The organism is Saccharibacillus sp. CPCC 101409 (genome assembly GCF_030518235.1).
GTDB lineage: Bacteria > Bacillota > Bacilli > Paenibacillales > Paenibacillaceae > Saccharibacillus.
The window spans coordinates 16,478-30,191 of record NZ_JAULSA010000026.1 but is presented as its reverse complement, the minus strand read 5'-3'; the positions used below and the strand labels follow the sequence as shown (position 1 = coordinate 30,191).

Sequence of the window (13,714 nt, the reverse complement as noted above, 5' to 3'; positions counted from 1 at the left end):
GGGCGGCGGGTAAGCTGCTTTTTCTCCTCGGTGAAAAAGCGGGCGGGTCAAGGGCTGTGGGTTCGGCCTCGTCGAAGCCCGGCGGAAGGTCTTGGCTCGCTTCGCAGAAGCCGAGCCGTATTTGATCTTAAACTGATCCTAAGCGGAGCTTGGCTGCAAAGCAGGATCTGGTTTGTTCGTTTGTTCTTTTCGGATGAAATCGAAAAGTTCTTTCAACTACAAAAAATTCCAGACGCAAGCGGCGCTTGTATCTGGAAATTAAAATGTGTATGGAAGCTGCTAAGCGGAGGGGGAAATTCAGTGAAAGGCGCCTTTGAATCCGGAAAATTCCAATAAAAAACTTCAATCTATTTTTCGGGTGAGACAGCGCATTGAACGAATTTCTCCCGGAGCGCCGACCCAGCGTCCCCCACAAACCTAATTTAAAGATAAAGGATGTGTCGGTTGTGTCTGAAGCCTACAAAAATGCCGGAGTCGATATCGCGGCGGGGAACGAAGCGGTCGAGCGGATGAAGAAGCACGTCAAGAAAACGTTCCGGCCCGAAGTGATGACGGATCTGGGCGGGTTCGGGGCGCTGTTCGGGCTGAACAAAGACGCGTACGAAGAGCCGGTGCTGGTCTCCGGTACGGACGGCGTGGGCACGAAGCTCAAGATCGCGTTCGCGATGGATAAGCACGACACGATCGGCATCGACGCGGTCGCGATGTGCGTCAACGATATCGTGGTGCAGGGCGCGGAACCGCTGTTTTTCCTGGATTATCTGGCAACGGGCAAAGTGGTGCCGGAGAAGATCGAAGATATCGTCGCGGGGATCGCGGAAGGCTGTTTGCAGTCCGGCTGCGCGCTGATCGGCGGCGAAACGGCGGAAATGCCGGATATGTACACCGAAGGCGAGTACGATATCGCGGGCTTCACGGTCGGCGTGGTCGATAAAAAGAAGATTATCAGCGGCCAGTCGATCTCGGCGGGCGACGCGGTGATCGGGCTGGCTTCGAGCGGCGTGCACAGCAACGGCTTCTCGCTCGTGCGCAAGCTGCTGCTGGAGCAGCACGGCTACAAGCTGACCGACGAAGTGGCCGAGCTGGGCGGCACGCTGGGCGCGGCTCTGCTGGAGCCGACCAAGATCTACGTGAAGCCGCTGCTGGAGCTGCTGAAGTCGGTCGAAGTCAAAGGCATGGCGCATATTACGGGCGGCGGCTTTATCGAGAATATTCCGCGCATGCTGCCGGAAGGCGTGAATGTCGAGATTGAGCACGGCACATGGCCGGTGCTGCCGATCTTCAAGCTGATGCAGGAAAAAGGCGGCATTTCCGAGCGCGATATGTACACGACCTTCAATATGGGCGTGGGCCTGGTGCTTGTGGTGGCCGACGGCGACAAAGAAGAAACGCTGCGCAAGCTGAAAGAAGCGGGCGAAGAAGCTTACCTGATCGGCGCCGTGACGGAAGGCGAGAAGATCGTCACGTTCAAAGGAAGCGCGCAATGAGTCGGGGCGAGAAAGAGATTCGGACGGAAGAGCAGCGGTCGATCGCGGAAGAAAAGCTTGCCGTAGAAGGAGAAGACGCCGCCGGGATTTCCGGCGGACAGACAGCCGGCAGTCCGGCGGCTTCCGACGAAGAAGTCCCGCTGAAGCCGGGCCCGATGCCCGCGCTGCCGGATGAGCCGGCTCCGGTCGTTCCGGCGGAACCGCCCGCGGCTCCCGACCCGGCGCGCGAACCGGCTGTGCCGGTCCCGGCTCCCGCGGTCCCGGTGCCCGGTCCGGATCGGCCCGGTGAGCCGATCCCGTCGCCGTTTGCGCCGGACCCCGCGCCGCAGCCGTTCGAGCCGGAACCTGTCCCGGCTCCGACGCCGCAGCCCGCTACGCCGGCTCCCGCGCCTTCCCGTCCGGCGCCCGAGCCGCTGACGCTGCCGGGCCTGCCGGAGCCGCCGGTCTACGACCCCGACGGCTCCGGCGATCCGGCCGGGCTCGAAGACGACCCGGCCGCCCAGCTCCTGGAGCTGGAAGAAGCGCTGCCGCAGGGCGAAGATCCGCGGCAGCCTTACCGGATCGCGGTCTTCGCATCCGGGGCGGGCAGCAATTTCCAGGCGCTGCTCGATGCGGCGCGCGCCGGAAAGCTCGGCGCGCAGGTGTCGCTGCTCGTCTGCGACAAGCCGTCGGCGCCCGTGGTCGAGCGCGCCCGGGCATCGGGCGTGCCGGTATTCGCGTTCAGCCCCAAAGAATACGAAACGCGCGAAGCGTACGAAACGGAGATTCTGGCCGAACTGGGCCGGCATAAGATCGACCTGATCGTGCTCGCCGGCTATATGCGGCTGATTACGAGCGTGCTCGTCGAGCCGTGGCTGGGAAAGACGATCAATATCCATCCGTCGCTGCTGCCGTCTTTTCCGGGCAAGGACGCGGCCAAACAGGCGGTGGAGCACGGCGTGCGCGTCAGCGGCGTGACCGTGCATTTCGTGGACGGCGGCATGGACACCGGTCCGATTATCGCGCAGCGGGCGGTCGAAGTGTTCGCGGAAGATACGCCGATCGAGCTGCAAGTGCGTATCCAGGAGCAGGAACGGCTGCTGTACCCGGAAGTCGTATCGTGGTTTGCGGCCGGACGGGTGAAGCTGGAAGGACGTCGGGTCCGGCTGTTTTGAACGAAGCGGGCCGCCGGGCCCGACACGATTCATCCGGGGCCCGACTTTTTTACGGAAAAGGGGAAATCGTTATGACGATCATCGTCGGAACCGGCGCGGTCATACGCAACGAGGACGACCGAGTGCTGCTGGTGCTGCGCAGGAAAGACCCGGAAAGCGGCAAATGGAGTATCCCCGGCGGTAAAGTCGATCCTTTTGAAACGCTGGAAAGCGCGGTCGTCCGGGAAGTCGAGGAAGAAACGGGCCTGACGGTCGAAGTCGAAAGCCTGCTGTGCACCGACGAGATTATCCAGCCGCAGCACGACCGTCATCTGCTGTCGCTGATCTATAAAGTGCGCTACACCGGCGGCGAGCCGGTCAACCGCGAGCCGCAGAAGCACGCCGAGCTGAGATGGTTCAAGCCGGGCGAGCTGCCGCCGGAAAGCGAAATCGCCGCTTTTTCCCGGGAAGCGCTGCGGCTGGTCGCCGCCGAATAACGGCTTCGGACCGTCTGCAGGCGCATCGGAGGCCGAGCGCCCGCGCCGCCAAAACCGTTTATCGCATCGGACGAACTTGACGGTTTCCGATTTCTTTTTACCGTAACCAACACCGCCCCGAGCGGGCATCCCGCACTACCGAGCAACCAATCCATATTCCCAAGGAGGACTTTTCATCGTGAGTATCAAAAGAGCGCTGGTCAGCGTATCGGACAAAACGGGCATCGTGGATTTCTGCCGCGAGCTGTCGCAGCTTGGCGTCGAGATCGTTTCCACCGGAGGCACGAAAAACCTGCTTGCGCAGGAAGGCGTGCCGGTGATCGGCATCTCCGACGTGACGGGTTTCCCGGAAATTCTGGACGGACGCGTCAAAACGCTGCACCCGGCCGTACATAGCGGGCTGCTCGCCGTGCGCGACAGCGAAGAACACCAGAAGCAGATGCAGGAGCTGGGCCTCGGTTATATCGACCTCGTGGTCGTCAATCTGTACCCGTTCCAGGAAACGATCGCCAAGCCGGACGTGGCCTACGAAGACGCGATCGAAAACATCGATATCGGCGGGCCGACCATGCTGCGTTCCGCGGCGAAAAACCATGCGTTCGTCAGCGTGGTGGTCGATGCGGCGGATTACGGCAAAGTGATCGAAGAAGTGCGCGCGGAAGGCGACACGACGCTCGATACCCGCAAACGGCTCGCCGCCAAAGTGTTCCGCCATACCGCCGCTTACGACGCCCTGATCGCCGATTACCTCGCCAAGCAGACGGGCGATCCGCTGCCGGAGCGCTATACGGTCACGTACGAGAAGATCCAGGATCTGCGCTACGGCGAGAATCCGCACCAGAACGCCGCGTTCTACCGTGCGCCGCTGGCGCCGGCCGGCACGCTGACCACCGCCGAGCAGCTGCACGGCAAAGAACTGTCCTACAACAATATCAACGACGCCAACGCGGCGCTCCAGATCGTGAAAGAGTTCAGCGAGCCGGCCGTCGTGGCGGTCAAGCATATGAATCCGTGCGGCGTGGGCGTGGGCGAGACGATCGCGGAAGCCTACAACAAAGCGTACAGCGCCGATCCGGTGTCCATCTTCGGCGGCATCGTGGCGGCCAACCGCACGATCGACGCCGAGACGGCGCAGCCGCTGAGCGAGATTTTCCTGGAGATCGTGCTGGCTCCCGACTTTACGCCGGAAGCGCTGGAGATCCTGACGAAGAAGAAAAATATCCGCCTGCTCAAGATGGGCGAATTGACTTCGGCGGAAGGCCGTCAATCCGTGCATGTCGTGACGTCGATCGAAGGCGGCATGGTCGTGCAGGAAAGCGACGTGCATTCGCTGAGCGACGCCGACCTCAAAGTCGTGACCAAACGCCAGCCGTCCGAGGACGAGCTGAAGCAATTGCTGTTCGGCTGGAAAGTCGTCAAGCACGTCAAGTCGAACGCGATCGTGCTGGCGGCGGACAATATGACGGTCGGCGTGGGCGCGGGCCAGATGAACCGGGTCGGTTCGGCCAAGATCGCGCTGGAGCAGGCCGGCGAGAAAGCGCAGGGCGCGATTCTCGCGTCGGACGCGTTTTTCCCGATGGGCGACACGGTGGAGCTGGCGGCCAAGCACGGCATCAAAGCGATTATCCAGCCGGGCGGTTCGATCAAGGACGAGGAGTCGATCAAGGCGGCCGACGAAGCCGGCATCGCGATGATCTTCACCGGCGTGCGCCACTTCAAGCACTAGGATTAAGGTTCGGATAAAAGTCTTCACATCGACGCGCGGCGCGCCGGCGGAGCGGATTCTGCGGACAGGCGGACCGTTTGCCAGGGCGGCGCGCTTTTCTTTTGGAACAGGGATGGACCGGTTGGGAAAAGGAACACACAAAGACGCGAAAGGGGCGGTTTGAATGGATATTCTGGTGGTGGGAGGCGGCGGCCGCGAGCATGCGATCTGCGCATTGCTGTCGCAGTCGCAGCGAGCCGGGAAGATCTACTGCGCGCCGGGCAACGCCGGCATCGCGCAGGTGGCGGAGTGCGTCGATATCGGCGTGTTCGACTTCGACGCGCTGACGGCGTTCGCGCTGGAGAAAAGCGTCGGGCTGGCCGTGATCGGGCCGGACGATCCGCTGGCCGCGGGCATCGTGGACGCTTTTGAAGAGAAAGGCATTCCGGTGTTCGGCCCGCGCAGGAACGCGGCGGAGATCGAAGGCAGCAAAGCTTTTATGAAAGATTTGCTCAAGAAATACAACATTCCGACGGCGGCGTACGAAACGTTCGACGATTACGACGCGGCGCTTGCGTACCTGCGCGCGCAGGGCGCGCCAATCGTCGTCAAGACCGACGGCCTGGCCGCCGGCAAAGGCGTGACCGTGGCCCAAACGCTCGAAGAAGCGGAGAAAGCGCTGCACGACGCCATGGTCGGCGGCTCGTTCGGCGATGCCGGCAGCACCGTGGTCATCGAAGAATTCATGGCCGGCGAAGAAATGTCGATCCTGGCCTTCGTGGACGGCGAGACCGTGCGGGCGATGCCGGCGGCGCAGGACCACAAGCCGGTCTACGACGGCGACAAAGGCCCGAATACCGGCGGCATGGGCACCTACTCGCCGCTGCCGCATATCGACCCGGCGATTATCGAGCGCGCGGTCGAAGAGATCGTGAAGCCGACCGCGAAAGCGCTGGTCGACGAAGGGCGTCCGTTTACCGGCGTCCTGTTCGCCGGCCTGATGATCGAGGCGGACGGCACGCCGCGCACAGTCGAGTTCAACGCCCGCTTCGGCGATCCGGAAACCCAGGTCGTGCTGCCGCGCCTTAGCAGCGACCTGCTGGAGATCTTCCTCGCGGCCGTGAACGGCAGGCTGGCGGACGTCGACATCCGCTGGAGCGACGACGCGGCCGTCTGCGTCGTGCTGGCTTCCGAAGGCTACCCGGCCTCGTATCCGAAGGGCCGGGTGATTACCGGCATCGCGGAGGCCGAAGCCGGGGGCGATGCGCGGGTGTTCCACGCCGGAACGGCGCGGAATGCCGCCGGCGAGCTGGTCACCGCCGGCGGCCGGGTCCTCGGCGTCGTGGGCCGCGGCGCGGGCATTGCGCAAGCGCGGGAGGCCGCTTATGCGGCGGCGGAGCGCATTGCTTTTGCGGGCGCGCATAAGCGCAGCGATATCGCGGCGAAGGCGCTGGCGCCGCGCAGGTAGCGGGCGCGGCGGCAGGGCGGAACTGCGTGCGGCGGAGCGCAGCGCGCGTGGAAACAAGCGCGCCGCGGTGCCGGAAGCCGATCGGTGCGCCCGCAGGGCGGAGGCGCGCCGACCTTCCGACCTTCGTCCGGCATGCGGACTTCGCCCCCGAACGCGGGCTGCGCCGTCCGCGCTCCGGCCCTTGCAGAGCAGCCCGGCAATCCGACGCTTCCGTTTGCTGTAACGGAACGTCATTCCTTTAGCGGCCCTTTTGGGGCCGCTTTTATTTGTAGCGGAACGTCATTCCGTTAGACGGCGAAAACCGGCGATTCGGCGGCTCAAAAGCGCCCAATCGCCGGTTTAGCGTCTCCTCGTTCCGTTAGAATCTCAAACGGCCGAAATTGACCCGTTTAGCGTCGCTGTGTTCCGTTAGAACCGTTGGAACGCGCCCTGCCTGCTCGATCGTCCTGCGAGCCAAGCCGTGCTGCGGTCGGAACCCGGATCGGCTCGCAAGCAGGCCTGCCGGGGAATGAATTCCGCTCGTCATTCCGCCGTTCCGTCAACGCAGCTATCCGCCGCCGCTCATCGTCCGAACTACTCTTTTTTCTCCACAGGCACATACAGGTCCATCTGCAATCCCGTGTCCCCGTCGGAGCGTTCGTCGTACAATTCGAAGTCCACCCCGCCCTTGGCGTAGGCATAGCCCGAGGTCGGGAACCATTCGCCGTACACGTATCGCGTCATGCCCTGGATCGACCGGGAGAAAGCGCCGTCGGCCCGGTCGGCCGGATTCGACGTGAAGACGGCGTAAGTGGAAGGCGGAATCACAGCGGTGTCCAGGCCTTCGGGCAGGTCGTCGAAGCTGTCCACTTCCACGCCGATGACGTACAGGAAATGCTCGGGTTCGTCCGGGAGCATGACGCAGGCGCCGTACTCCGCATGGCTTACCGGATTCAGCTGCTCGTGGAGCGTCCGATTCCGGTTCTCCTCGATATATTGGTTCCAGAAAGCCGGAATTTCGGTGAAGTTTTCGCCGTTCATTTTCGTTTTCAGCGCGTAGCCCGCCAGTTTGATTTCGGGTTTGGTTACAAAAGTCGGTCTCATCATCATTCCTCCGCTCAATTGGTAATCGGCCAGTTTCGCAAGATCCACCCGCTCGGGAACGCTGCCTGTGGCGTGGATGCGATACTGCTCCGGGGTCAGTCCGTACGTTTTTCGAAAGGCTCTGGTAAATCCCGCATGCGTCTCGAAGCCGTAATCCAGTGCGATCGCAAGCAGCGTCCGGCTGCCGGCCATGTCCGCGGCCGCATGGGCGAGCCGGCGCCGGCGGACATAGTCCATGACGGGCAGGCCGGTCTGCGACTGGAATACTTTATAGAAATGGTACAGCGAGAATCCGCAGAACTTCGCCAGCTCCTCGGCCGTCAGCGGCTCCTTGAGGCGGTCTTCGATATAATCCAGCGCGCGCTGGATACATGCGGTATAGTCCATTGTTCGTTCCCTCCCGATCGGTGGTTTCATCTTACCAGAATAAGGATGCGAACGCTTGTCCGTTTTTGCGGTTTTGACGGAAAAGTTCCGGAATATCGGCGAAGCTCTTGAAACGACCGGCGCACGGCGGGAAGCGCAGCGGATTTGCAGGGTCCTTTTCCGCATGGCGCTTGAATTTTTCGCGAAATCGCGTTACCTTTAAATTTAATTCGATAAACGACAAGATCGTTCATAGAGAAACAATATCAGAAGCGAGGAGAACGAGATGAAAACCGAACCTACTGCGGAATTGGACGACAAGAACAACGCCGGCACGGTTACGATGGAGGATATTGTGCGCGCGCACCATGTGCTGCGCGAAGCGATCGTGCGCACGCCGCTCCAGCGGGACGCGACACTGTCGGCTAAATACGATTGCGAGGTCTATTTGAAACGCGAAGACCTCCAGGTGGTACGCTCGTTCAAGATTCGCGGAGCGTACAATAAAATCCGCAGCCTGAGCGACGAGCAGCGCGGGCGCGGAATCGTCTGCGCAAGCGCGGGCAACCACGCGCAGGGCGTCGCTTTTTCCTGTCACGCGCTGGGCATTCAAGGCAAAATCTACATGCCGAGCACGACGCCGAACCAGAAGGTCAAGATGGTGCGCAAATTCGGCGGCCAGAGCGTCGAGGTCATCCTGACCGGCGATACGTTCGACGACGCCTACGACGAAGCGATGCAGGTCTGCACGGAGCAGGGGCTGACGTTTATCCACCCGTTCGACGACCCGATGATTATCGCGGGCAACGGCACGGTCGGCATGGAGATCATGGAAAGTCTCGACGCTCCGGCCGATTACGTGTTCCTGACGATCGGCGGCGGAGGTCTCGCGGCCGGCGTGGCGAAATATATCAAGACGATGAGTCCGTCCACCCGCATGATCGGCGTGGAGCCGCTGGGCGCGGCTTCGATGAGCGAAGCGATGTCGCGCGGCCAGGTGGTGACGCTGGAGAGTATCGACAAGTTTATCGACGGCGCGGCGGTGAAAAGGGTCGGCCAGCAGACGTACGAGATCTGCAAGCGGATGCTCGACGAAGTGGTCAAAGTGCCGGAAGGCAAAGTGTGCACGACCATTCTCGATCTGTACAACGAAAACGCGATCGTGGCCGAACCGGCCGGCGCGATTCCGGTCGCTTCGCTCGATCTGTACCGTGACGAGATCAAAGGCAAAAGAGTCGTGTGCGTCATCAGCGGCGGCAACAACGATATCGACCGCATGCAGGAGATCAAGGAACGTTCGCTGATCTTCGAAGGGCTCAAGCATTATTTCCTTATCAATTTCCCGCAGCGCGCCGGCGCCCTGCGCGAGTTCCTGGAGAAAGTGCTGGGACCGGACGACGATATCGCCCGCTTCGAATACACCAAGAAGAACGACAAAGAAAACGGCCCTGCGCTGGTCGGCATCGAACTGGCGGCCAAAGAAGATTACGAAGCGCTGGTCGCCCGCATGGACGCCCAGGGCATCAATTATACGGAACTGAACCGCGATCCGAGTCTGTTCAGTTTGCTGATCTAAACGGATACTTTTGTATGTTAAAAGGCGGTACGCGGTGAGCGTGCCGCCTTTTTGCGGTTCAGATGGACAGAAGACCGCCGGCGCCATGCAGGATTCGGGCGTGACAGGGGAGAATAGCTTTTTCAGAAGAAAAACGGCTGCGCCGCATTTTGCCAATAAAGGAGCAAACGATCATGATCCGCTATCCGCTGCTGGAAGAAAAAACGACTATAGGGATTACCGCACCTTCCTCGGGCATCGGTCCCGATCTGCACGACTGGCTGAAGCAGGCGATCCGCAAAATGGAAGGGCTGGGCTTCTCCGTCGCTACCGGCGATACCGTCTGGACGGAGCATAAAGCCAAATCCGCGCCCGCGAAGCTGCGCGCCGAGGAATTGAACCGGATGCTGCGCGATGATCGGATCGGGCTTGTGCTGCCGCCCTGGGGCGGCGAGCTGCTGATCGAAGTGCTGGAATATATCGATTGGGAGCAGATCGGCGACAAATGGCTGCTGGGATACTCGGATATCAGCCTGCTGCTGCTGGCCGTGACGCTGAATACCGGACTTGCCACCGCGCACGGCACCAATCTGCTCGACCTGCGCGGCAAGTACGACGACAAGACGACGGCCGCCTGGCGCGAAGCGCTGGAAACGCCGCACGGCGGCTCGTTTATCCAGCATTCGTCCGTGCGCTACCAGAAAGAATGGAATGCGCAGCAGGCGGCGCCGGGCGTATTCCACCTGACCGAGCCGACCGTCTGGAAAAGTGTCTCCGGCGGCGATGTCGGCCTGAAAGGCCGCCTGCTCGGCGGCTGCATCGACGTGATCCGGCATCTGGCCGGCACGCCGTACGGAGACGTGCGGGCTTTCCGCGAACGGCATATGCCCGACGAGCCGGTGCTCTGGTACCTGGAAAACTGCGAAATGAACACAGCCGACCTGCGGCGCTCGCTGGTGCAGCTCAAACTCGCCGGCTGGTTCGAGAACTGCGCGGGACTGATGTTCGGCCGCAGCCCGGCGAACGCGCCCGTAGGCGGCTATACCGCCGAAGACGTGTACCGCGACATGGCGGAAGAACTCGGCGTCCCCGTCCTGTACGACATCGACTGCGGGCACATGCCGCCGCAGCTGACGTTGATCAACGGCGCGCTGGCGACGGTGGAGTTCTCCTCCGAGAGCGGCGAAGGCATGGTGACTCAGGTGTTTAAGTAGGGTGCTCTTGTTAAATTAAAAAAGGAACGGCTCTTCCCGGGCCGCTCCGCCGGGAGGCGAATCGGTTGAACGCGGATAACGAATTGCAAAAAAGCGATCTCACGCAGCTTCAGCGCTCCGTAACGGAAACTTACCGGAACTTTGTCGTGGGAGAGGTCAACGAGAGCTGTTTGCGCATGAGCGTATTTACCGGACAATACAAATGGCATCGTCATCCGGAATCGGATGAGCTGTTTATGGTGCTCGAAGGCGCGCTCACGATCGAGTTCCGCCATCAGGCGCCCGTCGTACTGGGGCCCGGCGAGATTCTGACTGTGCCGAAAGGCGTCGCGCATCGAACAAGCGCCCGGGAACGGACGGTCAATCTCTGCTTCGAATATACGGCCAGCACAACGGTGTTCGAAGAATAATCGCCCGGTTCTGCTCCTTTTGCGCAAAGACCTAAAAATATTCCCGGTTTTCCCGTAAAGGTTAAAGGTTCGAAGTTTATGCTTCCTCTAGAATAAGCCGTGGAAGAACTGCGTCCATTCGCAAAAGGAGGCTATCCTCATGCCAATCACCGAACCTTTAAAATCCAGTCCCGTTATCACCCGCTATCCCGGCAATCCCATTCTGCGGGCGGACCATGTGCCTTACGGGCCCGCGCTCGTGTTCAATGCCGGCGTAACCAAATTCCGGGGCCGTTACGTCATGATGTTCCGCAACGATTACGGCAGCGCGGCCGACCGGACGCTGCTGCCGAGCCGCACGACTAATATCGGGCTGGCTTACAGCGACGACGGGATTCATTGGGACGTGCAGGAGAAGCCTTGCTTCGGTCTGCACAGCGAAGAGATTATCCGTACCTACGATCCGCGGCTGACCGTGATCGGCGATCGCTGCTATGTGTGCTTTGCCGTCGACACGAAGCACGGCGTGCGCGGCGGGATCGCCGTGACGGACGACTTCGAAAGCTTCGAAGTGCTCAGCCTGTCCGCGCCGGACAATCGCAATATGGTGCTGTTTCCGGAGAAGATCGGCGGTAAATACGTCCGGCTGGAGCGCCCGTTCCCGGTGTACGGCAAAGGCGGCAAAGACAGCTTCGATATCTGGATATCGGACTCGCCGGACCTGAAATACTGGGGCAATACCGAGCTGCTGCTCGGCCTGGAAAGCGTCCCGTTCGCCAACGACAAACTCGGCCCCGCCGCGCCGCCGATCCGCACGCCGCACGGCTGGCTGACTACGTTCCATACCGTGGATATCGATCCCGCGCGCGGCAGGAACGGCTGGGAAGACTCTTGGAAAAAAAGGTACTGCGCGGGTCTGATGCTGCTGGATCTGGACAATCCCTACAAGATTATCGGGCTGTCCTCCGAACCGCTGCTCGCGCCGGAAGCGGACTACGAGCGGGAAGGCGGTTTTCGCAACGACGTGATATTCCCGGGCGGGATGATCCTGGAAGACGACGGCGAAGTCAAGATTTATTACGGGGCCGCCGATACGGTGGAATGCCTGGCTGCCGCGCACGTGGACGAACTGGTGAAGCTGTGCCTGAAAGGCTGACTTCGGCCGCGGCTTCCGCGTTGTTCCCATACCAAAGACCCGCCGGTTCTTTACGGAACCGAACGGGTCTGTTTGCTGTTCGAAGCTGCCGCGCTGCGGGATTCGCTTACTGCGCCGCGGCGGCGTTATATTCCCGCAGCAGCTGTGTAATCTCCGTCGAAGCGAGTTCCAGCGCGTCCTGCGGGGGCAGAGCGCCGTCGAGCGCCGCTTCGATCGCGTCTGCCGCCAGCTCGCGGGCCTGCGGGAACACGCCCATCACGGGGCCCTGCGCGGCCGGCGTAAACTCGGCGCCGCGCAGCTGCTTGATCGCCGCGCGGAACTGCGGGTACTGCGCCAGGTTCTTGCGGACCGATGTTTCGTCGTAGGCTTTCCGGGTGATCGGGAAATATCCGGTATCGACGTACCAGTCCGCCTGCTGCTCCGGTTCCACCAGGAATTTGACGAATTTCCAGGCGGCCTGCTGCACGTCCGGAGGCGAGTCGTTCAGAATCCACAAACCCGATCCTTCCGCTGTTACGCCGCCCGGTTCTCGCTCATCCTGCGCCGGCTTCGGCAGCGGAGCGGTTCCGACTTCGAACCGGCCTTCGGCCGCCTGCACAATGCCGCGCAGCGAAGCCGTACTGCCGATCGTCATCGCGATCTGTCCGTCGTCGAACGCTTTCTGCGTATCGTCCAGGCTGCGGCCGAGGTTCAGCATGGTGCCTGCGTCGATCATCTTTTTCCACCAGTTCAGCGTATCGACGGCGGCCGGCCGATCAATCAGTGCTTCGTCCGCGGGACTTTTGCGTCCGTTGCCTCGGTTAAGCAGCTCCGCGCCCCGGTTCGACAGCAGCTGTTCCAGCAAGCCGCCCGAGACGGCAAAAGACGCTCCGGCCATGCCGTTTTCCGTCAGTTTTTTCGCCGCTTCTTCCACTTCCGCGTACGTCTTCGGCAGCTTCTTCGGGTCCAGCCCGGCGGCTGCAAAAGCATCCCGGTTAACGTATAAGACCGGGGTCGCCGCTTGAAACGGCATAGCGTACAACCGGAAGTCGAAGGTGTAGCGGGCAAAGAGGTTTTCTTCCAGGTGCGACACGTCATAGCTTTCGCCGTCGATAAACTGCTGCATCGGGACGACGGCGCCGGAATCGATCATCGACCGGCTGCCGAGATCGGAGATTTCCATCAGCGCCGGTCCGGCGCCCGCCCGAAGCGACGCCCGGAGCCCGTTCAGACTCTCGGCGTCCGTCCCCCGGTAAACGGCTTCCACCTCCACTTCGCTTTGCGAGTCGTTGAAGCGTTCGACCAGCTCGTTTAACGTATCGCCGGGTTGTCCGCCTGTCGTGTGCCACCAGACGACTTTGATCGGGCCCTGTTCGCCGTTTCCGTCTATAGACGCCGCTTCGGCGGCCTGGCCGCCTGCATTTGCGCTTCGTACAAGCGAGGCTCCGCAGGCGGTCAGCAGCGTCGACAGAATAAGCAGCAGGCCAAGAGACGCGAACGTTCGCTTTCGGCTTTTTGGCATGAAATTTCCCACCTCTTCGGTCGAATAACGATCGGTCTTCGTAAAGGTTCGAATCGGCGCAGGGTCGGTGCATGTATGAGATCAATCGGATCGGTGATAAAATTGCCCGGCGGAAGGCGAAGCAAGCCTGAACCGCTTCGCGTGTCCGCCCGGGCTATAG

11 protein-coding genes are annotated in these 13,714 nt (G+C 61.5%); 9 read left to right on the top strand and 2 right to left on the bottom strand.

Annotated elements, in window-relative coordinates:
- Positions 1–446: 446 nt before the first annotated feature.
- The 5 genes from purM (at position 447) to purD (ending at position 6,290) form a co-directional block, all read left to right on the top strand.
- Positions 447–1,487, top strand: coding sequence for a phosphoribosylformylglycinamidine cyclo-ligase (gene purM / locus QWJ34_RS25825; RefSeq protein ID WP_302731973.1), 1,041 nt, complete (start codon positions 447–449; stop codon positions 1,485–1,487).
- Positions 1,484–2,641 carry a phosphoribosylglycinamide formyltransferase gene (gene purN, locus QWJ34_RS27150; RefSeq protein WP_368047191.1) on the top strand — a complete coding sequence of 386 codons (1,158 nt, stop codon included), beginning with the start codon at positions 1,484–1,486 and terminating at the stop codon, positions 2,639–2,641. Before purM ends, purN begins: the two co-directional genes overlap by 4 nt.
- A gap of 71 nt (positions 2,642–2,712) precedes the next feature.
- Entirely contained in the window at positions 2,713–3,117 is a 405-nt protein-coding gene (locus QWJ34_RS25815) for an NUDIX domain-containing protein (protein ID WP_302731972.1), read from the top strand.
- Between the two features lie 178 nt (positions 3,118–3,295).
- Positions 3,296–4,843, top strand: coding sequence for a bifunctional phosphoribosylaminoimidazolecarboxamide formyltransferase/IMP cyclohydrolase (purH, locus tag QWJ34_RS25810; RefSeq protein ID WP_302731971.1), 1,548 nt, complete (start codon positions 3,296–3,298; stop codon positions 4,841–4,843).
- A 163-nt stretch (positions 4,844–5,006) separates the two neighbouring features.
- Positions 5,007–6,290, top strand: coding sequence for a phosphoribosylamine--glycine ligase (gene purD / locus QWJ34_RS25805; RefSeq protein WP_302731970.1), 1,284 nt, complete (start codon positions 5,007–5,009; stop codon positions 6,288–6,290).
- Between the two features lie 573 nt (positions 6,291–6,863).
- Here the strand turns inward: purD and QWJ34_RS25800 are convergent.
- On the bottom strand, positions 6,864–7,760 hold the full coding sequence (locus QWJ34_RS25800; protein ID WP_302731969.1) for an AraC family transcriptional regulator: 897 nt from the start codon (positions 7,758–7,760) through the stop codon (positions 6,864–6,866).
- Between the two features lie 265 nt (positions 7,761–8,025).
- Here QWJ34_RS25800 and ilvA point away from each other — a divergent pair, with 265 nt between their 5' ends.
- From ilvA to QWJ34_RS25780, 4 genes are all read left to right on the top strand, one after another.
- A complete protein-coding gene (ilvA, locus tag QWJ34_RS25795) occupies positions 8,026–9,315 on the top strand; it encodes a threonine ammonia-lyase IlvA (protein WP_302731967.1) in 1,290 nt (429 codons plus the stop codon).
- 173 nt (positions 9,316–9,488) lie between these two features.
- Positions 9,489–10,508: a S66 family peptidase gene (locus tag QWJ34_RS25790; RefSeq protein ID WP_302731966.1), complete on the top strand. Its 1,020-nt coding sequence runs from the start codon at positions 9,489–9,491 to the stop codon at positions 10,506–10,508.
- Positions 10,509–10,573: 65 nt separating this feature from the next.
- Positions 10,574–10,918, top strand: coding sequence for a cupin domain-containing protein (locus QWJ34_RS25785; RefSeq protein WP_483314310.1), 345 nt, complete (start codon positions 10,574–10,576; stop codon positions 10,916–10,918).
- A 139-nt stretch (positions 10,919–11,057) separates the two neighbouring features.
- On the top strand, positions 11,058–12,053 hold the full coding sequence (locus QWJ34_RS25780; protein WP_302731965.1) for a glycoside hydrolase family 130 protein: 996 nt from the start codon (positions 11,058–11,060) through the stop codon (positions 12,051–12,053).
- Between the two features lie 106 nt (positions 12,054–12,159).
- Here the strand turns inward: QWJ34_RS25780 and QWJ34_RS25775 are convergent, their stop codons facing one another.
- A complete protein-coding gene (locus QWJ34_RS25775; RefSeq protein ID WP_302731964.1) occupies positions 12,160–13,554 on the bottom strand; it encodes an ABC transporter substrate-binding protein in 1,395 nt (464 codons plus the stop codon).
- Positions 13,555–13,714: the final 160 nt, after the last annotated feature.